At 43.4% G+C, this 24,242-nt stretch carries 21 protein-coding genes; 7 read left to right on the forward strand and 14 right to left on the reverse strand.

What is annotated here, in order from left to right; translation table 11 throughout:
* Positions 1-172 precede the first annotated feature (172 nt).
* From JFC10_RS07315 to JFC10_RS07325, 3 genes are all read left to right on the forward strand, one after another.
* A complete protein-coding gene (locus JFC10_RS07315) occupies positions 173-1,465 on the forward strand; it encodes a saccharopine dehydrogenase family protein (protein WP_087813867.1) in 1,293 nt (430 codons plus the stop codon).
* A 474-nt stretch (positions 1,466-1,939) separates the two neighbouring features.
* The gene (locus tag JFC10_RS07320; RefSeq protein ID WP_227685771.1) at positions 1,940-2,785 is read left to right on the forward strand and encodes a hypothetical protein; all 846 of its coding nucleotides are present in this window, start codon (positions 1,940-1,942) and stop codon (positions 2,783-2,785) included.
* Between the two features lie 469 nt (positions 2,786-3,254).
* Positions 3,255-3,659 (forward strand): hypothetical protein, encoded by a 405-nt coding sequence (locus tag JFC10_RS07325; protein ID WP_087813868.1) that lies wholly within the window; start codon positions 3,255-3,257, stop codon positions 3,657-3,659.
* A gap of 175 nt (positions 3,660-3,834) precedes the next feature.
* Here the strand turns inward: JFC10_RS07325 and JFC10_RS07330 are convergent, their stop codons facing one another.
* Entirely contained in the window at positions 3,835-6,384 is a 2,550-nt protein-coding gene (locus JFC10_RS07330; RefSeq protein ID WP_087813869.1) for a Tex family protein, read from the reverse strand.
* A 496-nt stretch (positions 6,385-6,880) separates the two neighbouring features.
* Between JFC10_RS07330 and ompR the strand changes: the two genes are divergently transcribed.
* Positions 6,881-7,639, forward strand: coding sequence for an osmolarity response regulator transcription factor OmpR (gene ompR / locus JFC10_RS07335; protein WP_055123637.1), 759 nt, complete (start codon positions 6,881-6,883; stop codon positions 7,637-7,639).
* 122 nt (positions 7,640-7,761) lie between these two features.
* Positions 7,762-9,015, forward strand: a complete 1,254-nt coding sequence (locus tag JFC10_RS07340; RefSeq protein WP_176392996.1) for a CobW family GTP-binding protein — start codon at positions 7,762-7,764, stop codon at positions 9,013-9,015.
* A gap of 55 nt (positions 9,016-9,070) precedes the next feature.
* Here JFC10_RS07340 and JFC10_RS07345 read toward each other — a convergent pair whose 3' ends face one another.
* The 5 genes from JFC10_RS07345 to ubiG form a co-directional block, all read right to left on the reverse strand.
* The gene (locus tag JFC10_RS07345; protein WP_087813871.1) at positions 9,071-10,378 is read right to left on the reverse strand and encodes an RNA-guided endonuclease InsQ/TnpB family protein; all 1,308 of its coding nucleotides are present in this window, start codon (positions 10,376-10,378) and stop codon (positions 9,071-9,073) included.
* A 210-nt stretch (positions 10,379-10,588) separates the two neighbouring features.
* Entirely contained in the window at positions 10,589-10,855 is a 267-nt protein-coding gene (locus tag JFC10_RS07350) for a DksA/TraR family C4-type zinc finger protein (RefSeq protein WP_087813872.1), read from the reverse strand.
* A 161-nt stretch (positions 10,856-11,016) separates the two neighbouring features.
* On the reverse strand, positions 11,017-11,853 hold the full coding sequence (locus JFC10_RS07355) for a YciK family oxidoreductase (RefSeq protein WP_198332282.1): 837 nt from the start codon (positions 11,851-11,853) through the stop codon (positions 11,017-11,019).
* A gap of 99 nt (positions 11,854-11,952) precedes the next feature.
* Positions 11,953-12,663 (reverse strand): HAD family hydrolase, encoded by a 711-nt coding sequence (locus JFC10_RS07360; RefSeq protein WP_087813874.1) that lies wholly within the window; start codon positions 12,661-12,663, stop codon positions 11,953-11,955.
* A 75-nt stretch (positions 12,664-12,738) separates the two neighbouring features.
* Positions 12,739-13,578 (reverse strand): bifunctional 2-polyprenyl-6-hydroxyphenol methylase/3-demethylubiquinol 3-O-methyltransferase UbiG, encoded by an 840-nt coding sequence (ubiG, locus tag JFC10_RS07365; protein WP_087813875.1) that lies wholly within the window; start codon positions 13,576-13,578, stop codon positions 12,739-12,741.
* A 449-nt stretch (positions 13,579-14,027) separates the two neighbouring features.
* On the opposite strand from ubiG, the gene JFC10_RS07370 reads away from it, so the two are divergent.
* Entirely contained in the window at positions 14,028-14,648 is a 621-nt protein-coding gene (locus JFC10_RS07370) for a thiol:disulfide interchange protein DsbA/DsbL (RefSeq protein ID WP_045443155.1), read from the forward strand.
* A 201-nt stretch (positions 14,649-14,849) separates the two neighbouring features.
* Here the strand turns inward: JFC10_RS07370 and yjgA are convergent, their stop codons facing one another.
* The 8 genes from yjgA to mazG form a co-directional block, all read right to left on the reverse strand.
* The gene (gene yjgA / locus JFC10_RS07375; protein WP_045443152.1) at positions 14,850-15,368 is read right to left on the reverse strand and encodes a ribosome biogenesis factor YjgA; all 519 of its coding nucleotides are present in this window, start codon (positions 15,366-15,368) and stop codon (positions 14,850-14,852) included.
* Between the two features lie 100 nt (positions 15,369-15,468).
* Positions 15,469-16,434: an RNase adapter RapZ gene (rapZ, locus tag JFC10_RS07380; RefSeq protein ID WP_087813876.1), complete on the reverse strand. Its 966-nt coding sequence runs from the start codon at positions 16,432-16,434 to the stop codon at positions 15,469-15,471.
* 42 nt (positions 16,435-16,476) lie between these two features.
* Entirely contained in the window at positions 16,477-17,385 is a 909-nt protein-coding gene (panC, locus tag JFC10_RS07385) for a pantoate--beta-alanine ligase (protein WP_087813877.1), read from the reverse strand.
* Positions 17,386-17,426: 41 nt separating this feature from the next.
* Positions 17,427-18,227, reverse strand: coding sequence for a 3-methyl-2-oxobutanoate hydroxymethyltransferase (panB, locus tag JFC10_RS07390; RefSeq protein ID WP_198332283.1), 801 nt, complete (start codon positions 18,225-18,227; stop codon positions 17,427-17,429).
* Positions 18,228-18,353: 126 nt separating this feature from the next.
* Complete coding sequence (gene folK / locus JFC10_RS07395; RefSeq protein WP_198332284.1) at positions 18,354-18,884, reverse strand: 2-amino-4-hydroxy-6-hydroxymethyldihydropteridine diphosphokinase; 531 nt, start codon at positions 18,882-18,884, stop codon at positions 18,354-18,356.
* Positions 18,877-21,156: a polynucleotide adenylyltransferase PcnB gene (pcnB, locus tag JFC10_RS07400; RefSeq protein ID WP_198332285.1), complete on the reverse strand. Its 2,280-nt coding sequence runs from the start codon at positions 21,154-21,156 to the stop codon at positions 18,877-18,879. Before pcnB ends, folK begins: the two co-directional genes overlap by 8 nt.
* Before the next feature lie 166 nt (positions 21,157-21,322).
* Positions 21,323-21,622, reverse strand: coding sequence for a ComEA family DNA-binding protein (locus JFC10_RS07405; RefSeq protein ID WP_320157970.1), 300 nt, complete (start codon positions 21,620-21,622; stop codon positions 21,323-21,325).
* A 71-nt stretch (positions 21,623-21,693) separates the two neighbouring features.
* Positions 21,694-22,575: a nucleoside triphosphate pyrophosphohydrolase gene (mazG, locus tag JFC10_RS07410; RefSeq protein WP_198332287.1), complete on the reverse strand. Its 882-nt coding sequence runs from the start codon at positions 22,573-22,575 to the stop codon at positions 21,694-21,696.
* A 156-nt stretch (positions 22,576-22,731) separates the two neighbouring features.
* Here mazG and JFC10_RS07415 point away from each other — a divergent pair, with 156 nt between their 5' ends.
* Complete coding sequence (locus JFC10_RS07415; RefSeq protein WP_320157969.1) at positions 22,732-24,222, forward strand: phosphohexomutase domain-containing protein; 1,491 nt, start codon at positions 22,732-22,734, stop codon at positions 24,220-24,222.
* Positions 24,223-24,242 lie beyond the last annotated feature (20 nt).

Consider the following 24,242-nt stretch of genomic DNA (forward strand, 5'->3'; position numbering starts at 1 on the left):
CTTTAATATATCTTTTTCAGGCAGATATAAGTCATGATTCATTTAGTCATGACTTATATATATAGTTAACCTGATTTCTATCAAAAAATCAGACTTCAAATTCTGACTGTTAAATGGCAATGAATTTTAAACGTCACACAACTCATCAAAATAGCTATTAAGGATAATAAATATGGATACCAATACTAATACGGATACCTCAAACAATACACGACAGCGCAGCGATGAAAAGCGTCCTTACGCGGTCATCTTATATGGTGCAACCAGCTTTGTTGGTCAAATTACAGCACACTATTTAACAGAGTTTTTATCTAATACTAAAGACAAAGATGGCGCCGATGTCACGTGGGCGATTGCTGGGCGTGATGAAGCAAAACTGAACGAATTGCAATCTAAACTTGGCAGCACCGTCGATATTATTCTTGCTAATAGTGACGATGCGGACAGCCTTGATGAGATGACCAAACAAACCCAAGTCATCATTTCAACCGTCGGCCCTTATCTCAAATACGGTGAGCCGTTGATCAAATCTTGTACCACTCATGGGACAGATTATGTCGACCTCACTGGTGAAGCTATCTTTATCAAAGATATGATGGACAAGTATCAGGACGCGGCAAAGCAAAGCGGCGCTCGTATTGTCAACTCGTGTGGCTTTGATTCGATTCCATCGGATTTGGGCGTCTACTTTACCCAAACCCAAGCAGAAGAAAAATTTGGTCGCGCTTGTGATGTGATTCATATGCGTGTCAAAGCGGCGAAAGGCGGTCTATCGGGTGGCACCATTGCCTCGATGGCGACTATTTTTGAAGAAGTTGGAAAGGACAAGTCACGTCGTAAGCAGGTAGCAAATCCTTATCTACTCAACGATGATAAAGATGCGCCAAACGTGCGCCAAGCTAATGTTAGTAAGCCAGAATACGATAGTGAGCACAAACGCTGGCTTGCGCCTTTTGTCATGGCCAGTATCAATACCCGTATCGTGCATCGCACCAACCAATTGCTTGGCTATGAATATGGTCGTGACTTTAAATATGACGAAGCAATGTGGATGCAAGATGGTGTGAAAGGTCAATTATCAAGCTATGCAATGAGCGCCGGCTTGTTTGGATTTGCCACTGCTATGATGGTCAAACCGAGCCGTGAATTATTAGCTAAGCACGTGCTACCCAAGTCAGGTTCTGGTCCGTCTGCAGAAGAGCAAGCAAACGGCTACTTTGACATTCGCCTCTTTGGGGAAACGGCTAATAAAGACACCATCAATACAAAAGTAACGGGTGACAAAGATCCAGGTTACGGCAGTACCTCGCGTATGCTAGCTCAAGCAGCGTTATGCTTAGCACAAGATATCAGCAAAGAAGAAATTGCTGGTGGTTTTTGGACGCCAGCCTCTGCCATGGGTAAGCATCTACTAGCGCGTTTAGAAGAGCATGCGGGTCTTAGTTTTGAAGTTGTCGATTCGTAAGATTACCCATTTATAAATCAAAGCAATCTACTTCTTAATATCTAATTAATGACCGTATCTTAGCAACGAGATACGGTTTTTTATTGCCTATTTTTTCTCATTATTCAGATTGCAATCTTTTGAGCGATTGTTAATAAATAATAATAACGTGATTCTTTGGTAAACGATATTGGAACTTCTTGCCTTTTTAATACATTAAGCTACACATTTCTAGAATAATGTCACAGCCATATTGCAGTGAATGACGTAGGATAAAAAAGGTTAGGCAACTTTTTACCCCATATCTTTTTACCCCATATTGCATAGCAGCTTTGAGAGGAATAATTGGCTCATTAATATTCCATTTAGACTTTAAACGCGTCAGAGTAATTTTCTAATGCAATAAAAATCATATTAATAAAAATTAAGTTTTATTGATTTATCATAAACTTGGAATAAATCAATAGCCCCTCATCTAATTAAAAGGACATGACAATGACAATGAAAATGAATATATTGACCGCTGCTGTGATGACATCTGGTCTTGCTATGTTTGCAAGCTCTGCTAATGCTGCTATGACTACCGATAGCCATGGCAATGTTGGCTATGACAGTTATGAGGAGTGTGTCACCGCTGTCAAAGACGGTTCGGCCAAATTTTATACCCCTTATACTTATCAAAACCCAAAGCGCCAAGCAGGTGAAGCGACTGTCAAAAAAATGCGCTTGTCTGAAGTAATGATTCCTCAAACAGTGGTCAATGCAAACAACTTAACAGCCAGTGATTACTCAGCAGGTGCTTGTGATTTAGGGGTTGGGCAGTCAAATGGTCGCTATGGTGTTTCGGGTGCATTGGTTGGAAAATACGTCCCAATCGCCGCTGATATGCCTGTCAACGTCTATATGGATAAGGCTGGCAATCCAGTACGTTTAAGCATGCAGCAGTGCGATAACCACTTCGGTGCCAAGTTTCCAACGCCTATTATGAGCGAAACAAAAGAAGCTACAGCACCAGAAGCACAACTCGCGATTATCGAAGATCGCCGTGTAGAGCCTGTCATCGTTGAAACCACACGTGTTATCCGCCCTACTAAATATAGTGTCAAAGAAGTCATCATCGTACCGAACGATCAAATCAAGCGAGTAAACACAGCGTCAGGTACAGCCATTGCTATCGAAGACGAGGCTAATCGTACTGTAATCGTTGGTGAAGAAGCAGATGCGGATGTCATCGACAATACTGAAATCAATCAAACTTTCCCAATCATTCGTGTTCCTAGTAGCAGCACTCAACAACGCGTCGTTGATCCAAACACTGGCAAGTATATCGTTATTGAATAAGACTTTAATGAAATACAGACGAACCAAATTCGTTTAGACATCGTTGCTATAAAAATTAGAGATAGGAAAATTAGAGATAGGAAAGTAGAAAATAATACTATTTTCCTATCTGACAATAACCATACAATAGTTGCACAAAGTCACCTGCTAACATCCGTCTGTTAGAATTTTAATCTATGGACTACTGAACTAACGCTTGTTTAGTTGGTATTCTTCCCTTTAGATTTTTATCACTGATTTAGGTCAGCTTATAAAGCTCTTTATCCAAATCCATCATGATAGTCTCTTAATGGTTATCATGATTTTATTTTGTCTATCAATTAAATGTTAGATATATTAAATATATAGATTTGAATTACTAAATGAATGTGTGATATGCAACTGCTGTATACAGCAGTTAGCAACATAAGCGTCAAGTTTGAAATTTTTTAAGCTGACATTATAAGATTGTAAATTAAGGAATTGATTAATGAAAAAAAATACTCTATCTTTATCGCTACTGATTGGCGCTGCGCTCACTATCCCAAGTTTGGCGATGGCAGCACCTGCTGATACTGCGGCAGTAGATGTGCAAACAGCGGCTACCGCAACCACACTTGAGATGGAAGGTGACAATACAAATAATGCTTCAGTAGACAATCAGTCTAGCCCATTTCAGATTAGTGAGACACAGGTTATCTCAAGAGCAAGCGCTAATAATGTTAACAACAGTGCTAATCAACAGCCGATGACTACTGAGCTTCAAGCTGAGCAAGAAGCAATGGATGCCGAGCAAGAGCTGATTCAAGATTCTGAAGAAGCGATGCAAGAAGAAGACTCGTTAGATACACAAGAAAAATTACAAGAAGCTGAAGAAGCCACAGAAGAATTATAGAATACAAAATAAAGTACGATATGAACCCCGCTGTTAACTGAAATCACGCAGAAGAGGTTATTCAGCGAGTTAAGTTTTGAGTAGTTATTAGTGTTCATTAACAATTTCTATTTTTAGATACATTCCATAAAAAAGGCAGCCTAATGGCTGCCTTTTTTATCACTATTGATATTAACTATTTTTTGGTTTTAGTCACGCCAGCTTCCTGTAACAGCGCCCCAAACGTACCCATTTTGCTAGGTGCTTCTGCTTTATCAGCCCTTGGCGCTTTGCTACGATCGTTATTAGCATTGTCTTTATCCTGACGATTACCGCGAGATTTCGACGGACGCTTATCAGTCGCTGGACGGCTACTGTTTGGGCGTTTGCTATTTGTATGATCGCTACGTGGACGACTGACTTTCTCATCATTACCAGTACTTTCAGCCGATTTCGCTGCTGGGCGCGCAGGCTTTTCAGATTCTGGCTTCATACTAAAGCCAATACGACCACGTTTTTCATCGATAGAGATGACACGTACCGAGACGATATCGCCCGGCTTGACGCGATTCATCGGGTCTGCAACGAAGTCGTTGGCCATCTGAGAGATATGTACCAAACCGTCCTGATGGACGCCAACATCAACGAAGCAACCAAAGGCTGTCACATTAGTCACCACGCCTTCAAGCTGCATGCCCTCGCTCAAGTCTTTAATACTGTTAACGTCTTCACGGAAGTTAGCAGTCTTAAATTCAGGACGTGGGTCGCGTGCTGGTTTGACTAGCTCCTCGATGATAGCAGTTACACTAATATTGTCATCATTAGCAGCCAGTGCAGTGCTATCTATCGTATTTAATATGCCGTCATTACCGATGACTTCTGGCAATGCCTTACCAGTTTGTACCAATAAGCTATCGACCAGCGCATAGCTTTCTGGATGCACACCAGTGGCATCAAGGGGATTACTACCACCATGGATACGCAAGAAGCCTGCTGCTTGCTCAAAGGTCTTAGCGCCTAAGCGTGGGACATTTTTCAATGATTCACGACTGTCAAAAGCACCATGCTCTTTACGATAGGTCACGATTTGCTGCGCGACGTTTTTATTCAAACCAGCGATATGTGCCAAGATAGCAGGGCTTGCAGTATTTACATCAACGCCAACCGCATTTACGCTATCTTGCGTGACTTTATCAAGACTATCTGCCAATTGCGTTTGGTTGACATCATGCTGATATTGACCAACGCCAATGGCTTTTGGATCAACCTTGACCAATTCTGATAAAGGGTCTTGCAAGCGACGGGCGATAGAAACCGCACCGCGTACAGAAACGTCTAAATTACCAAGCTCATCAGTGGCAAGCTCACTGGCTGAATAAACAGACGCACCTGACTCATTGACGATAACTGATTTGGCTTGTAATTCAGAGTTGGCAGCCAAAATTTCTTTAATCATCGCATCTGTTTCGCGGCTCGCTGTACCATTACCAATAGCCACTAAATCAACGTTGTAAGTACTTAATAATTCATCGATGACTTTTTTGGCTTCATCCATTTTATTATCAGGGGCAAATGGATAAACGGTTGCGACGACAGGCTTGTCTTCGTTATCTAACATGACGTGACCTTGAGCATCGACGATGGCCATTTTTACGCCATGACGAATGCCAGGATCAACGCCTAAAATTACTTTGCGGCCGGCAGGCGCTGACATTAATAAGTGCTGTAAATTATTGGCAAAGACATCAATCGCATCGGCCTCAGCAGTCAGACGTTTTTCCGTCAATAAACGATGTTCGATATGCGGACGCCATTTGTCTTTCCATAAACTGGTCGCAGCTTCTGTCAAAAATTCTTGACGGGCATCAGGTGCTTTGGTATCAAGCTCAAAATGCTTAATGATTTTTTCGATAAAGGGTGCGTCTTCGCCTTCGATTTTAAGACCTAAGACGTTTTCTTGACGACCACGTAGCATCGCTAATAAACGATGATTCGGCAGACGCGCAAGGCTTTCGCTATGCTCGAAGTAATCTTTGAATTTCTCGCCGACTTCGCGTTTTTCTTCACTGGCAACGGCAGATACGATACTGGCAGTTTTAGCAAAGCCACTGCGCAAGTTGTCTAGCAAAGCCAAAGCCTGCGTCCATTCATCAACGATGATGGCTTGTACGCCAGCCAATTGCTTGGTGATATCGCTAAAATCAACTTCGATCTCATTACCACTATCATCGGTAATGCTCGATTGTACTTGATAGTCTGCTAATGCGTCAGTTGGCGTGACTTCTTGCGTCAAGACGGCTTGCGCTGCCACATCAAGACCAGCAGCACGTGCCTTGGCGGCAGGAGAGCGGCGACGCGGGCGGTATGGCAAGTAGATGTCTTCAAGCTCAAGTTTCGACGTCGCATTATCGATACGCTTCTGTAGCTCGTCATTCAAATTACCCTGCGTGCTTAGCAGCTCAGTAATTTTGAGGCGACGGGTTGCCATGTCACGCTCATAATTGAGTGACTTCTCAAGCGCTCGTAATTGCGCATCGTCAAGATTCTGCGTCTTTTCTTTACGATAACGGGCAATAAATGGAACGGTCGCGCCTTCATCGTAAAGTTTGACAAACGCATTGACTTGAGCAGTCTTAATGCCAAGCGCGCGAGCAAGCTTGTCGTGAATATTCGCGTGTGTGGTTGCATCCAAAACCTGTGCATTTGTCGAGGTTTGAGATGGCGTTAAGGTATCAGTGCTACTCATAGACGTATCAATCGTTGAGAAATGTAGTTTTGCATTATAGCAAAAGCTGCATGAATAAAAATCCTTTTTATCTTTTCGTTATTTATCGCTAGTTTTATGACGAAAATCGTCTCATATCATAGGTTCTGTCGCTTTATTAAACAAACGCATACAGCATTTGTCCTGATGGGTGATGCAATTAGTGGTGCAATCTTATACACTAAAGTATCGAAGGCGCAAATATTGGTACGCGCTGACGCATTGAACAATAGTATTCAAATTTATGATGGATTGAGACGGACCTTTACTTTTGACCACTCATTGAATAAAGACAGTTTTTTTGTATAGTCGATTCAAGATAATTTAGCGATGAGGACAGCACGTTAAAATACTATAAATAGTAGACTCAACGAACCTGACACCGTATTGTCTTTATATCATTTTGACTATATAACCTTTAGCCTTGACTGTTAACGATAATTTCTACTAATAATAATTTTTATAAGAGGATGCCTGTATGTCTGAAAATAACAGCCCTGATACCTTAACTCAACGAATTTTAGTCGTTGATGACGATGCACGCTTGCGTTCTTTATTACAGCGCTTTCTAGAAGACGACGGTTTTGTCGTTCGTACCGCTCATGATGGTAGTCAAATGGATAAGCTGTTGCAGCGTGAGCTTTTCTCATTGGTGGTACTCGATTTGATGCTACCAGGCGAAGACGGCATCAGTATCTGTAAGCGTCTACGCGAAGACAATGGTGACATCCCTATCATTATGCTGACAGCTAAAGGTGGTGATGCCGATCGTATCGCTGGTCTTGAAGCGGGTGCCGATGATTATCTGCCAAAACCCTTTAACCCAAAAGAGCTGTTGGCTCGTATCAAAGCGGTATTACGTCGTCAAAATCGCGAGCTGCCTGGCGCACCAAGCCATCAGCTTGAAGTGGTTGAGTTTGGACCGTGGACGCTTGATTTATCGACACGTACGCTTAAACGTGACGGCAATGTTGTCACTTTAACGACAGGTGAGTTTTCGGTGCTAAAAGCACTGGTGCAGCATCCACGTGAGCCGTTGACACGCGATAAATTGATGAACCTTGCGCGTGGTCGTGAATGGGGTGCGATGGAGCGTTCTATCGACGTACAGGTATCACGTTTGCGTCGTTTGATTGAAGACAACCCTTCACAAGCGCGTTACATCCAAACCGTTTGGGGTGTAGGCTATGTATTCGTTCCTGACGAAGCTGAAGTAGAAACCGTTAAAAGTGAGTAACTTTTGACTATGTGTGTCCTCATTTTGAAAGTTTCGATTATCGATTGAATTGAGGACACACGCTAATATCATTTCCTTTTAATATAGGTCGTGTTTGATTACTCACAAATACGGCCTATATGATGAGTGTCTCTGTGAAAAAACCTATTATTTTTCAAAACATACCCTGCACCTTAGTGACAGGGTTTTTGGGTGCTGGCAAGACCACAGTGATTAATCAGCTGCTTGCTATGAAACCTGCCGATGAGCGCTGGGCATTACTAATCAATGAATTTGGTCGTATCGGTATTGATGGTGCGCTGCTGGCAAGCGCGCAAGATAGTAAGCCTGAGCAAGATAATATTGCGATACGCGAAGTCAGTGGTGGCTGTATTTGTTGTACCAGTCAGCTGCCATTACAAATTGCTATCAGTCGGCTACTTAGTGAGCATCATCCACAGCGGTTGCTCATCGAACCTACAGGGCTTGCTCATCCACGTGAGCTTATCATGCAACTCAGTGCACCGCATTGGCAAACAGCGCTCAATATGCAAGCAGTAATAACGGTATTGAGTGGCGTACAATGGCAGCAAGACAAATATCGTCATCATGACGGTTTTCAAGCGCATGTCCGTGATGCCGATGTGTTGGTCATTAATCGCTATGCTCAATTAAGCGATAGCAAAAAACAAGCACTGCAACAATGGATAGCCAAGCTCAATGCACAGGTAAAAATTATTTGGGCAGTATCTGAGCAGATATCTCATGATACAAATGACTCATCCAATATTCTTTTATCAGAATCAAGCGTGTCAGAGCTGAAAACCCAGCTAACCAAGCCCAGTCAGGTTATCTCGAAACAACGCACAGTCAATATTATTCACCCTCAAAAATCGATTATTAGTTTGCAACCGCAGAGCAATGCCCTATCGATATCGACCACCTTGTCATCCGACGCTTTTACAAACAAAGATGATGCGCAGACCGACACAGATATTGAGCTACCTTATCGTTATCATGAGAAACAACAAGAGTTACAGTTGGCGGGTTGGAGACTGCCAGCGTACTACATATTAAAAGCGGATGAGTTACAGAGTTGGTTATTAACGCTACCGAACTGGCAACGTATCAAAGGCGTGGTTCATACGTCTGATGGCTGGCTACAAATCAATTTTACCCCTGACAGCTTAACCACCAGTACGGTCAGCGCACAAGTTGATAGTCGGCTAGAGATTATATTACAGTTGGATGCAAATACTAATAACGACAACGATACAGCGGTAGAAAGCGACCGCTCAGAAGAAAAAGATAGGACAGCATTTTTATCTTCTATAAAGACGCTACCTTCTATCGATTGGGATACCTGCGACCGTGAACTAATGGCACTGGTTATTTGACACACTCCCACCACTTTCGCCAAGCTCAAGTGGGGGATTCTAAAAGCAGATGCTCTTAGGCGACTTTCTCACGAAGGTCGCAAGTTTTCTGTTTCAACGGGCGACCTTTACTGCATCCTCCCTCCGCAGACAAAACGGCATGTCCTGCCGCTAATATGTTACGAGCTGCATTAAAATCAGCGTTCGCAACATACATGCATTTGACGCACTCAAATTTAGACTGAGTTTGTCTGTTATCGACAGCGATATGCTGGCATTCAGAGCAGGTTTGGCTGGTGTAGCGTGGATTTACTTTGATAAGTAAGCCGCCTTGCCAGTGTTGCTTATACTCAAGCATATCGACCATCATGCCCCAGCCTTGATCTAGGATTGATTTGTTTAATCCTGACTTGGCTTTGACATGACGACCTTTGTTCTCCACCGACCCGCTGGCTGATTTCGACATATTAGCGACCTTTAAATCCTCACAAGCAATCATGGCGTGGTTTTTGCTGATGCGGGTGGTGATTTTATGCAAGTAGTCATGGCGAATATTAGCAATGTGGCTGTGTAGCTTTTGAATCTTGCGGTTTTGCTTTTTCCAGTTTTGGCTAAACAGAACCTTTCTGCTTAATTGACGCTGTAATTTGGCAAGTTTAATTTGATTGGCTTTAAAGCTGTTTTTCGGTTTGATGTACTGACCGTTTGAGGTGGTGAGTAGTTTACTGATACCCATATCCAAACCAATGGCGCTTGTGGCAGGGTGACGTGGGTTCTCATCCAGTTCGCGCTCTGTGCCAAACGACACGTACCAGTGCCCTAATTTCTTGCTAATGGTGACATTTTTAATCGTGCCAATAATGTCTTGCGATTTCCTAAACGTCACCAAGCCCACGCCATTAGGCAGTTTTACTCGATTGCCTTCAACACGACAGTATTTATCAAACTGAACCAAGCGAATGGAGTCACGCCCATCTGATTTGCGCTTAAATTGTGGCATCAATGGTCGTCGTTGAATCTCTGTGCCATCAGCCAATTTAAAGAACTTAGGTTTGCGAGGTTTCTTTTTATTTTCTTTTAACCTGGCATGTACTTTAGGATCAAAAAAACGCGACCAAGCCGATGCCAGATCACGTACTTTTTGTTGTAAAGAGACAGCATTTGAGCTGGTTTTTAAGAACTCGAAATCAGGGTTGCTTTTTAGATCCATGATTTTATTAACGAGGTTGGTGGCATTGATAAACGCATCTTTAGCAAACATCTCAAATGAGATTGCCAGCACTTGATTCCAAACAAAACGTGCAGAGCCGACAAGATTATTTAAAATAATCTCCTGCTCCGTATTAGGCTCCAGCCTAAATTTATACGCTTTGTTGATTTTCATCTAACACTCTTTATAAGTTACAAGGTATTATAATAATTAATTATTCTACCAGATTCAGGCGCATATTATGTAATTTAAACATTAAAAATGATGCGAAATTCACCGCCACCCTAATGTCGGATGGCGTCCTCTTTCGCGGTTTTGATAGTAATAGACAAAAAAAGGGCAGACATTGCTGTTCGATATAGCAATGCCTGCCCTTTTTCTTTTTTAACGTAATTGACTGTCTTTGCTACCGCGCCGGTTGAACAGCTCAGCGGCTCTCGCCTCTTGTTCAAGTTCTGTCTGACAGCTGACGCAATGCTGAATACCAGGCACTGCTAACCGCCGTGCTTCTGGAATAGGCTTGCCGCATTCATCACACGTCTCGGCACTGATGCCAGTTGGCAACGCACGTCTTGCCCGCTCTAATGCATCATTTACCGTTGCATCCATTTGCTCATGCTCAGCACCATCTCTTGACCAACCACCTGCCATAACTCTATCCTATTTACGATAATTAGATATTACAAATCGCTTTAATAACAAATAGATGGGGTTGTTTATAATTAATTGCAACCTACTAGAGCATGCCTCAATCTGAAAGTATGCGAATAAATACGCTAAATAATGACATTTCCTAGCAAAAAATCACATGGCTAACCTTTTGGCTGTAGCTCAACCACTTGCCCGCGTACCCCGATACTGGCATCACTCATCAGACAAACATAGCCTGCCATGATATCTTCAGGTGTTTTTAGGCTCATAGGACTCTCTCCTGGATAAGCATGGGCGCGCATATTGGTACGAGTGCCACCAGGATTGACACAGTTAAAACGTAAATTAGTTGTATTCTGTGTCTCTTGGGTAAAGATATCACTCATGCCTTCTACGGCTTGCTTGGACAGCGCATAAGCACCCCAGAACGCGCGAGGATGTGTACCGACCGTGCTAGAGGTGAAAATAACAGAGCCATTCTCAGCATCTTTAAGTAGTGGTAGCAGTGCTTGGGTGAGCATAAACGTCGAGGTAAAGTTCACCTTCATAACTTGTGCAAAAGTATCGACGTCATACATCTCAAGTGGGGTTAGCTGCCCAAGCATACCCGCATTGTGCAAGATGCCATCGAGCTGACCGACTTCTTTATTAATCAACCCCTCTAACTGCTGCATTTCAGCATAGGTTGCCCCTTCTAGATTCATCGGTAGCATGGCAGGCTGTTTGCCACCAAGACTTTCAATCTCATCATAAACATATTCAAGCTTGCTGCTGGTACGTCCCAATAACAGGACTGTCGCTCCATAACGAGCATAAGTCAGCGCGGCAACGCGGCCGATACCGTCACCTGCCCCCGTGACCAAAATAGTCTTACCATCTAAACAATTATCAGATGGTACAAAGTTGCGAATATCATTATGAGTTAACGGTTGAGTTAGACTTTGAACGGTTTTCTGGTGGTCTTGCTGACTAGCTGACTGGTTAATATTGTCACTCATGGCATTGCTCACTGCTTATCGTTTAATAGTTGGGATGCTAAGTATTTATCGTGTTTCTTTAAAAACATAGAGTGTGGCGGACTCGATTTATAATTTTATTTATAAATAGTCAAATTTACCAGAAGAGAGCAACAGTTTATTTAATTGCTCAGGCGTATCAGTAATATAATCTGCACCCCATTTCTTTAGGTTTTTTTGATCTTCAGGCGGAATATAACCATAAGCAGCTAGAATCGTCGGCATGCCAGCGGCATTACCAGCTTCGATATCACGGATATGATCGCCAACATAAATCACGCTTTCAGCGGCGCCGCGAGGGATACCAAGCTTCTCTAACGCCGCATACATAGGCTCTGGATCGGGTTTTGAGCGAGACACATCATCAGGACAGACCAAAGCAGAACAGCGCCCGTCTAACTGCATCTTGTCTAGTAACTTCTCTGCCAGATAACGCGGCTTGTTGGTCACAATACCCCATGGCACCCCTTTTTCTTCAAGAGCAGTCAACACATCTTCTAATTCAGCGAACACACAACTATCGACGCATATCTCAGCTTCATAATCATCTAAAAACTGTTGGCGAAACTCCTGCAAAGCTTCTTCGCTAACCTCAATTTGATCGTTATGACGTAGCATCAACTGTACCATCGCTGAAGCACCAGCAGAAACTTGCTCGCGAATTTCTGCTTCAGGGGGTGCTTGCCAATCATTTTCGCGGCTCATTTTACCGATAATACGGACAAAATCAGCAGCCGTATCGATTAATGTCCCATCGAGATCAAATAAAACCGCTTTTACAAATTGGCTCATAGTGAATGCTCTTAATATAGATAAGGTGTTGAGTGAAATAATATGACATGAAAACAACCAAATACGGCATTCAGCTTAAGCCAGTGGCTTGTGTACTGCCATCATGTAATTAACATCGACATTTTGAGCCAGCCAATAACGCTTGGTCAGCGGATTATAATGCAAGCCAATGATATCTTGACGTGTGAATCCCGCATCAATTGCCATTTTATCTAATTCGGCTGGCGTGATAAATTTGGCATAGTCATGAGTGCCACGATCGAGCAAACGCAACACATACTCTGCGCCAACGATGGCAAACAGATATGATTTAGGGTTTCGATTGATCGTCGATAATACGCAGACACCGCCTGGTGCCAATAACTCAAAGCACGCCTGCACAATCGAGCTGGGATCAGGCACATGCTCGAGCATCTCCATGCAAGTCACTATATCGAACTGACCTGCATGAGTTTTGGCTAGTTCTTCTACTGGGATATGCTGATAGCGCAGCGTCTCATGTAAAGCGCTTTGCTCTGCATGCAGCGCTGCCGCTTTTAGGTTTTCGGTACCTAAATCAATCCCTGTCACATCCGCACCGCGACGTGCCATAGACTCTGACAATATACCGCCGCCACAGCCGACATCGAGCACTTTTTTTCCAGCCAAGCCGGTTTCAGCCGTTTTATGAATATCTGTATCAGCACTGTCATTTTGATAACTGCGCTTGACGTTTTCTTCTATCCAATTTAGACGCAGTGGATTTATTTCATGCAAAGTCGCAAAGGCACCCGTCTTACTCCACCATTCGCTTGCCAACTTATTAAACTTGTCGACTTCGCTAGGATCTACATTAATGGCGGTAGCCGTTGTATCATCAAGACCGCTGTTTGCTTGCTCATTCAAAGAAGGCGAGGAAGATAGAGCTGAGCTCATTGCATTTTTCCTTTATTGTCATTATCGTTGTAATCATATACAGTGCACAATTATGTGCCTAATATTAGCATGAGAGCGGCAGCTTTGTCGTGAGTACATCGTCACCGATTGTGAATGCTCTTAGCAAACGTTCATACTTTCTGTACCGTTTTTTTAGAGGATAGATGCCTCAAACAGCTTAAAATCTAAATAATAAGACGCTAAAAAAATTCCAAAAAACTTGGTGAAATAAGCCTTAAATAATGGCTCACAGCTTTACAACCATTAGTTAAGAATCGGATTCACAAGCGACCATGTTTTACGTTATTATAGTCGATACGTCACTATAGTTCGATTATACTCGACGCTGTCTCGTTTGGGCACTTTAAAAACCTGTGCGCTATACCCAAAACCATACGATACTAAAACATCTCAACAAACCCTAAGTTTTCACACCTCAAGGATAAAGTATGAAACGTGTCATCACACTGACTGGTCTGGCCATGGCCATTGGACTTGCCACTATGGGCGCACAAGCTGCCGACTATGTCGCCGGAAAAGACTATCGCGTGCTAGACAATCCAGAAAAAATCAGCGGTGATGCTATCATTGTTCGTGAGTTTTTTTGGTATGGTTGCCCGCATTGTAACGTTCTTAACCCACATATGGAAAAATGGGCTAAAAACAAAGACAAAGACGTTGCCTTTTTCAAAACGCCAGCAGCGCTTAACCCTGTCTGGGAAGCGAACGCTCGTGGTTTCTATGCCGCTCAGCTGCTAGGGTTTGAAGACAAGACTCATGACGCATTATTTGATGCCATTCACAAAGATGGTAAGAAAATCTTTGACCAATCATCATTAAGCAAATGGTATGCATCGAAAGGCGTTAATGAGAAGAAATTCAATAGCCTTTATAATTCATTCGCCGTTGGTACAAAAATTGGTCGTTCACAAGCAGGCGCTAAGCGTTATCAGCTCTCTGGTGTGCCAGCAGTCGTCGTGCAAGGCAAATACGTTGTAACTGGTGAAAGTGCCACTGTACCTAAAGTCGTTGACTATTTGGTTGACAAAGTTCGTGCTGAAAAGAAATAGGTTAAGTACTAATATAAATTAGGTACCGTTATAAATTAGGGACTAGCATTTATCTGCAAGTGTCATTTGTACCTAAATGCTCTTACCCATAAAAAAGCCAATCACTTGATGATTGGCTTTTTTTATTTGCAGACTAAATTAATTTATAAGTGGAGATATTGTATAAATAGTGGTCAAAGCTATTTAGCCGCTATCACCTTATTATTTTTCTTTTTTCAATTGCGACAAAATAGTGACTTCACGAATATAACTGGCTAAATCTGCTTTAGACTCTGCCATCAGCTCATCGTCTTGGGTATGTTTGGCGTACTCAATCCATAACAGTAATTGATACATACTATTTTGTTCAGATGCTTGGTATTGTTTAACGAACTGCTTAAGCGTCCCTTCATCATTAATATTTAAACGCTCAAACCAACTTTCTATTTTTGAGACCTGTTCTTTAGGGAAAAACGCATCAAATAATGCTTTTACCAATTCGTGGCGGTTTTCTTCACTAATCAGCTTACCAACGCGCTTGGTTTGGCGAATACGAGCATTAGCGCTGGTGATATCGGCCAATGCCATGAGTTCTGCCATAAAATAGTCACTAGCTGGCAGATTTTTGAGTTGCTTTTTCGATAAGCTGGCAAGTGGTATCGACAACTTCTGCAAGCGCTCATGGGCTTTTTTAAGTTCAGTGCGCGAGACGCGCATATCCTGTTCTTTCCAGTCAATCATAAAAGCTTTCCAAAATAATAAATAATAAAATTAACAGGGGCATGCTCTCATTTTAGGAATAGTCATAAAAATGAAGATATGCCCCAGTGTTTACCAATAACTACCAACGATTTTTTTCACGATGTTTCGCCAGCACTTTTATACTTTGCGGCACAACATTGGCAAGACGACGTTGTAAATTATCGGTGATGAATACTGAACGATGCTTACCACCAGTACAGCCAATAGCCACTGTCACTGTATGGCGGTTATTGTGTAAAAATTCGGGCAACCAACGGGTTAAAAACTTATCTATATCATCAGTCATCTCAGCCACTTCTGGATAGTCGGCAAAGAATGCGGCAACTTCCGTGTCTAGACCTGTCGAAGTACGCAGTTCAGGGTTCCAATGTGGATTCGGCAAAATCCTCACATCAAAGACAAAATCTGCATCAATAGGACTGCCATATTTAAAGCCAAAAGACAGCAGATTAATCACAATCTGATTGTCCACGCCGACATGTTCACGCAAGCTGTCTTTCAGTTGATGAATATTCAAATTGCTGGTATCAATTCTGATATCGGCATGACCTGCGATAGGCTCTAACAGCTCCACTTCTTTTTTAATCGCGGCAGGTAGATTAAAAGCAATGTGCTTGGCATTATCACTATCGATATCCTGTGACATCAGCGGATGTACGCGGCGTGTCGCATTAAAACGTGCTATCAAAGTGCTTTCTTGCGCGGTCACATACACCACTTTGACCGCATGCGCCCCATATGTTTTCTTTAAGGATGCATGCATCTCTGCAAACTTGGATAGATCCGCTCGCGGTGTTCGAATATCAACACCAAGCGCAATACGACGAATCCCACTTTCATTGACCAATTTATGCGCAGCATCCGGCAATAAGGATAACGGTAAGTTATCAATAGAATAATATCCTAAATCTTCTAAAATATTTAATACTGAGGTTTTACCTGAGCCTGAACGCCCTGATACCACCAGAATACTGAGCTTATCGGTTGCTATTTTACACGCTACCTGCTCAGATTGACTGTTATTTTCACCCTGACTCACATCCATGATTCACCCATTCTAGTCCATTGCATCCTGAAAATTACTATGTCACAACGATTGATCCACCGTCACCAATTGATTGTCTAACAAACGTGCGCGTCCTAGCCAAGCAGCGACTAAAATCATCAAACTCTTATTTTCTGCATTAAAAGTTACAGTATCATTAGCGAGTGACTCTAGCGTATCGGTTTTAATGTCTAAATAATCAATAATGAAGCCAGCATCCGTAATACGCTGATGCGTTTCTGCTAACAACGACTGAACAGCTTGTTGGCTCTGTTCGCCTCTCTCTAGCTGCTTTGCTAAATATTGTAGCGCTTGATGGATAACAGGCGCTACCTCACGTTCAGTAGCACTTAAATATTGGTTACGTGATGAAAGCGCCAAACCATCTGCAGCGCGGACAATAGGTGCCCCTATAATTTCAATGGGATAACTTAAATCACGTACCAATTGCTTAATAATCGCTAATTGCTGATAATCTTTTTGTCCAAAAATAGCCATATCCGGTTGTACAATATTGAACAGTTTAGAGACGACAATACCAACACCGTCAAAATGCCCAGGGCGTGATTGACCACATAATTGAGTGGTAATAGCTCCCGCGAGAACGGAGGTTGGCGGCGGTAAGACTGGGTACATCTCTTCAATACTGGGCGCAAACACATAATCAGTATCGACCGTTGCTAGCTTAGCGACATCCTCATCCAGCGTGCGAGGATAACTATCAAAGTCCTCTCCCGCGCCAAATTGAGTAGGGTTGACAAAAATACTAACCACCACGATATCAGCCTGTTGCTTGGCTATTTTCACTAATTCAAGATGACCAGCATGCAGATTGCCCATCGTTGGCACTAAAGCGATACGCTGTGGGCTATCTTGATTGTCATTTTTTTGTCCACGATAAGACTGTAAAGCCGTACGCAATGCGGAGATATGATGATGAATGATTGGCATGGTTAACTATTCTTCTACTGATAATCGTAAAAACTAAAATGTTAGCTAAACTGGTGCTGCTCGGTTGGAAAACTGCCTTCACGTACTGACTGCTGGTAAAGGGCAAATGCGCCTTCGATACTGTGCGCGCTATTACGCTCATCGGTCAAAAAGTCATGAATAAAGCGCGGGACACGGCCGTGTGCCATACCTAGCATGTCATGCATGACCAACACTTGACCATCTGTATCTGCGCCAGCACCAATCCCAATAACTGGCACTGCGACGGCTTCCGTCACTGCTTTTGCAAGCTCAGCAGGTACGCACTCTAACACTAACAGCGCAGCACCTACCGCAACGACTGCTTTCGCATCAGCAAGCAATTGATCAGCCGCTTCGTCACCACGACCTTGGATTTTATAACCACCAAACACATTGACTGATTGCGGTGTTAATCCTAAATGCACACAAGTAGGCGTCCCTGCTTGCGCCAAAGTCGTGATTAAATCGCAAAGCTCACTACCACCTTCAATCTTAATCACATGCGCGCCCGACTGCATCAGCTGACGACTATTGGCAACCGCTTCTGGCAGGGTCACATAGCTCATGAATGGCAAGTCAGCCAATATCAGCGCGTGTTTATTGCTACGGGCAATATTGGCTGTATGATAAGCCATGTCATTGACAGTCACGGGTAACGTTGAGTCGTGACCTTGCACCACCATGCCCAAGCTATCCCCAATTAGAATCGTATCAATTTCGGCTTTTTCCATCATTCGTGCAAACATCGAGTCATAACAGGTCAAGCAAGTGAACTTGGTACCGTCTTTTTTAAACTTATTTAGAGTAGATAATGTCGTCATATGACCCTCAATTAATCTGCAATGCCTTTAATTATCAATATTGCTACTATCAGAGCTAGACTTGAAATACGTTAGATGAATCTTTCAAACATTTAACATCTATCACTCAGCATCATTTACTTATAATCAATCGCTTGATAATAATGTTAAACCTGTCCAATCGCGACTTTGTGAATAGTCACTTATCAACTTACCGGCGATGGTTAAATTTGGCGCCAATTCTCGCAGTGGTATTAAGACAAAATTGCGCTCACTTAAGCCAGCGTGCGGTATTGTCAGTGTTGGATCAGTAATCTGTATCTCACCGTATAACAAAATATCGACATCCAAACTACGCTCACCCCAACGCCGTATTCGTGCACGCTTAGCCTCTTTTTCTAACTGTTGACAGTAAGCAAGCAACTCAAAAGGCAGCAATATCGTCTCAAACCCAGCGACGGCATTAACAAAATCAGGCTGATCTTGCGGCCCCATAGGCGCTGAAGCGTAAAACGAAGAAACTCGAACCGCACGTATTTGCTTATGCTCTTGCATCGCTGCGATTGCCTGCTGCAAATGTTCTACTGGTGAACCCAAGTCGTTAGACAAATTGCTACCCAGACCTACGTAGCAGGTTACCCAATTCGCGTTGCCCGCATCGTTAGTAATATTAGACATTGTCAGTACTAGGCTGGCGACGGCGACGTTTCGATGGGATAGGGCCTTTATTGTCATTCACACTACTCGTACCAACATTGCCATTTGCAGCTTGGCTGGTTTTAGCAGACTTTGCTTCTGTCGCTTTGGTTGGTTTTTTAGCGCTTGCAGGTGTCGTAACCTTCGCCACTTTCTTGCGCTCAGCCGTTTTTTTAGCCGGAATATCTGTTTTATTAGTAGGCTGGGCTGCGGGCTTAGGTGCTTTTTTTGCATACTTTGCTACAGCTTTAACATCGTTGTTAGTCGTTACTTGCGTCTCTGTATTACTAGCAAGATTTATACTATCTACACTCGGCTGACGACGGCGACGCTTATGCGGTATCGGCTCATTATTCATACTGACGAGCGATGGCGATCTTGCTACCGAGCGAGCCACAGATGAAGGCATAACCTCTGACTGTGTTGCTTTTGGCTGCTGAGCTTGATTTGAGCGATCAGGTTTACTGTCAGCCTTACTACTATAAGAGTTGGCATCAGAACTGGCATCCTGATTTTTTAGTGCTTTCTCAGCCGATACATTCTTATGGGCAGGTTTTTTCTGCGCCGCCTCTTGACGACTATCAGGCTTATCGCCATTTGATAGCTGCTTTTTTAATGGCGGCACGACTTTTTCATGCTCGATTACAAAAAGTGGTGCAGGCTTGGAATGATGGCGTTTATTTGCCGCTTGGTTGCTGCTATTGGCAAGAGATAGCAGTCGTAACTGAGCAAGCTCATGACTATCTTGACTTACTTGCTGCGATTCATAGTGCTTGTTGTTACTGCCACCAGATTGCTTAACAGAGTCTGATTGACTGGCAGCGCGGCGACGGCGTGCTGGAATATTTGACGGGTCATTTACCATATTCTGATCATTCCTACCCTGCTCAGCAGTATCATTGGCTTTGCTGTGCTTGGTATTTTTTTGATGAGATATTGAGTGATCGATGCTATTTGACTCTGAATTTTGATGATTACGCCCACGACCACGCTGCGCTTGTTGCCCTTTTTTATAGGCACCGCGACGAATATTTTCATCAAAATCATCAATGGCTTGCTGCTGCTCTCGTTCAGACAATGTCTGATAGGTCTGCCACCAATCGCCCATACCATTGGTCGACTCTGATAACGGATGCTCAGCATCACCGCATTGCTCACGCAATAACAAAAAGTCAAAACCTGCGCGAAAACGTGGATGCTCAGAGAGCTGGACGATTTGTTTGCTACGCGGGGCTGCAAGTCTTGGCTGCAATATCCAGATATCACGGATAAACTGCTCTGCAAATTTAGGAATCGCGGTCTTGATACGTTGACGATCAATCACTTTACCAGCGGCGTGCATTTGCGCTTCAGCAAACGGCATATTGCGCTTCTTGGCTTTTGCCAACTGATGCAGATAGTTTTCCCATAATAGCGCGGCATAAAAGAACGCCGGATTGATACTTTTGCCCGCAGCAATACGTTTGTCGGTATTAATAGCGACTTGATTGACCAGTGCACTTGGCTCAGACGGTGGATAGATAATTAAGCTATCAATCGCCCCTGACTCAAACAATAGCGGCAATAATGGCACCAGATAACCACCAGTAAACATCTTCTGGGTTTCATCATAGAGACGATGCGGTGATATTTGCTCAAGCAATGCCCAGTTGCCATCATGAAACTGATCGGCTAACTCGTCATCAAACTCAAAACCGAGCTTGGCTTTGAAACGTAAAGCACGCAACAAACGTACTGGATCTTCTTCGATACGCACTGGCGCATGGCCGAGCAGACGAATGATTTTATTATCAATGTCGTCAAGCGCACCGCAAAAATCATGAACCACGCCTTTAAGTGGTTGATAATAAAGCGCATTAATAGAAAAATCACGACGAGAGAAGTCTTGTTTGATATCACCCCAAACATTATCACGCAGGATCATACCGTCTTGATTGGTATTAGCATCATTGGTTGGTGGACCACGGAAGGTAGCAACCTCAATCAACTCACGGCCTGAATACACGTGCGCCAACTGAAAGCGGCGACCGATAATGCGGCAGCGCTTGCCAAAGACGTCTTTGATCTCATGCGGCTTGGCATCAGTGACAGCGTCAAAGTCTTTTGGACGTAAACCCAATAAGGTATCACGCACGCCGCCACCGACGATATAGGCATCAAACCCAGCTCGGTTCAAGGTGGCAATCACTTCAGTAATGGAATTGGGTAATTCAGATTTATTCAGTTCTAACTGCTTGGCGGCACGCTCGGCCATGCATCTACTCCTCGCCGGTATTCTTTAACCACCCCTGATGAACACAGCGTTTATCAGGCGGATGTACCTGCTAGTTTAACAAATTTTGCGCCTAGTAGGTGTGTTATGACTGATACTTACGTGCTATTTTGTCAATATTGGGGTTAATTAAAGCAAAATACTGCCCTTAATCTTGTACGCGTAAACGTCCTCGATTTTTCTCAACCGTTTTTGCACCGATACCTTTGACCTTTGCTAACTCATCCACTGTCTTAAAATCACCAAACATCTCACGATATAAAATAATCGCTTGGGCTTTGCTGCTGCCGATACCGTTTAATGAAACGAGCTCGCCTTCACTAGCACGATTGATATTAATGGTGGCTTGGTCACGTACCTGTATTTTGGCACTTTCTTGCACCAATAGATATTCATAAGCCCTTTGAGGACTATCAAAACAAGGCGCAGCTTGAACACTGTTCAACATAAAGACCGCCAATATTAGACTGAAAACAGCCATATTGACTAAGCTAAAAAATGAGACCTTATGATAAACGTTCATGACGATCGTTCATGTTGTTTCGCCGCTTCCCACAGTGCATCCATCTCTGCTATATCGCTGTCTTCTAAACGCTTGCCAGCCGCAGCTAACTGCGCTTCAATATAACCAAAGCGTGATTTGAATTTATGCACACACGTTAAGGTAGCTACTTCTGCATCAAGATTGAGTTTACGGGCGACATTGACCAGCGCAAACATACAATCACCCAGCTCTTTTTCAATATCACTAATATTGGCTTTGCTTATGTCATATTCAGCAGCGTCTTTTGATTTATCTATCAATTCAGCCTTTAACTCGGCAATCTCTTCATCTAGCTTATCAAAAGCACCGCCAACGCCCTCCCAGTCAAACCCTAACTTTGACGCCTGTTTTTGTACATCTTGCGCTTGCATAAGCGCACTGCCCGCCTTGGTATTGTCTAAACGACGTTTGGGTTTGCCTCGTGCCTCGCGCGATTGCTGCTCCTCTGCTTTAATCTCATCCCAGCGTAATTTTACTGCTGCATCGTCTTTTAAAGTTTCGGCTTCAAACACATGCGGATGACGACGAATCAGCTTTTCTTGTAAAGTGGCTATAACATCGCTCATATTAAAGCGACCTTGCTCCGCATACATCTGACAATGAAACACCACTTGCAGCAGCACATCGCCTAGCTCGCCTTTGATATCCTCATCGTCATTACTTTGTACCGCTTCGCCCAGCTCATAAGCCTCTTCGATGGCATACGGAATAAGACTGTGATTAGTTTGCTTTTTATCCCACGGACAGTCAACACGTAGCCGTGCCATCAAAGCCAATAAATCGTCTAATTCACCACTAGCAGGTGGTGTACCTTGTACCGGTTGGGGGGCTGATATGTTGGCTACTGGGTTACTCATAAGGCAGGCTCCTGTTTAATAGATGGCTTGGGGCGTGATGACTCTTTTATAAAATATAAAGCGGATGATAAGGTGGCATTGGTGGGTTATTGGCTTATAATTGCGTGGTCTGCCTCGTTATTTTACCACCACTTATCTGCAAGGAACCTTATTATTATGTCAACTTCTATGGCCACAGGCTACCAGCCAGCAACTGAATTTTATCCTATGAGCATTGGCTCGTTTAAAGCTTATGATATTCGCGGCGAGCTTGGGGTGACCCTAGATGATGCCATCGCTTATCGTATCGGTCGCGCCTTTGCTCAGATTTTGTCTCAGCGTTATCACGCCGCCGTGACGGACGATCAACAGAGTGAGCTTGCCGTACTAAGACCTGCCATCGTCATCGGTAGCGATATCCGTCATTCAAGCGAGCCGCTAAAACAGGCCGCTATCTGCGGTATGATAGATGCCGGTGTCGATGTGATTGATTTGGGCATGAGCGGCACTGAAGAGGTCTATTTTGCCACCAGTCATTATCAGGCCCTAGGCGGTATCGAGGTCACTGCCAGTCACAATCCCATCAACTATAACGGCCTAAAACTAGTCAAAGAGCACTCAAAGCCCATTAGCGCCGATGATGGTTTGGCAGAGATTCAGGCACTGGCAGAGTCTGGGCAATTTACTACTAAAAACCGATCAGGAATGTTGCAGTTATTAACCAATAAAAGCGCTTATGTCGATCATGTCATGACTTTTATTGATACCGATAAGCTCAAATCGCTTAAATTAGTGATTAACTCAGGCAATGGCAGTGCGGGACCCGTGGTTGACTTATTGATTGATAAGCTTGCACAAGCTGGTGCGCCAATTGAAGTGATTACACTGCATCATGCCCCTGATGGCAGCTTCCCAAATGGCATTCCCAATCCTATGATTGATGCCAATAGAGTGGCCACTCAGCAAGCGGTTTTGGCAAACAAAGCCGACCTTGGGATTGCCTTTGATGGCGACTTTGACCGCTGCTTTTTGTTCGATGAACAGGGTGAATTTATTGATGGCAGTTACATCGTCGGCATGCTTGCCCAAGCATTTTTGAATAAGTACCCAAATGAGTCAATCGTCTACGATCCACGGGTCATTTACAATACTGAAGCCGTGATTAAAGAACATAACGGTAAGGCTGTCATCAGTAAATCTGGACATTCATTTATTAAGCAAGTCATGCGTGACTCTGGCGCTGTTTATGGCGGCGAGATGTCTGCACACCACTATTTCCGTGACTTTTTCTATTGCGATAGCGGCATGATCCCTTGGTTATTAACCATTGAGCTGTTGTCTGTCACTGGTAAGACTTTATCAGAATTGGTTACTGGATATATTCAAGCCTATCCAAGTTCAGGCGAGCTTAATTTTCGGCTCACAACAAATGATGCTCCAACGATTATTAGCGCTATTGAGGAAAAATTTAGCAGCGAAAATCCGACCAAATCGACGCTTGATGGCTTAAGTCTTAACTTCGGCGAGTGGCGCTTTAATCTGCGAGCCTCCAATACCGAACCACTTATCAGATTAAACATTGAAAGTCGTGGCAATGAAGAATTGTTAGCTATTAAAATTCGAGAGATTCAACAGTGGCTAGCAGCGCAAGGTGCTATACCAGCGTAAATGAATACGATTTAATATGG

The organism is Psychrobacter aquimaris, from assembly GCF_016107525.1.
Lineage (GTDB): Bacteria > Pseudomonadota > Gammaproteobacteria > Pseudomonadales > Moraxellaceae > Psychrobacter > Psychrobacter aquimaris.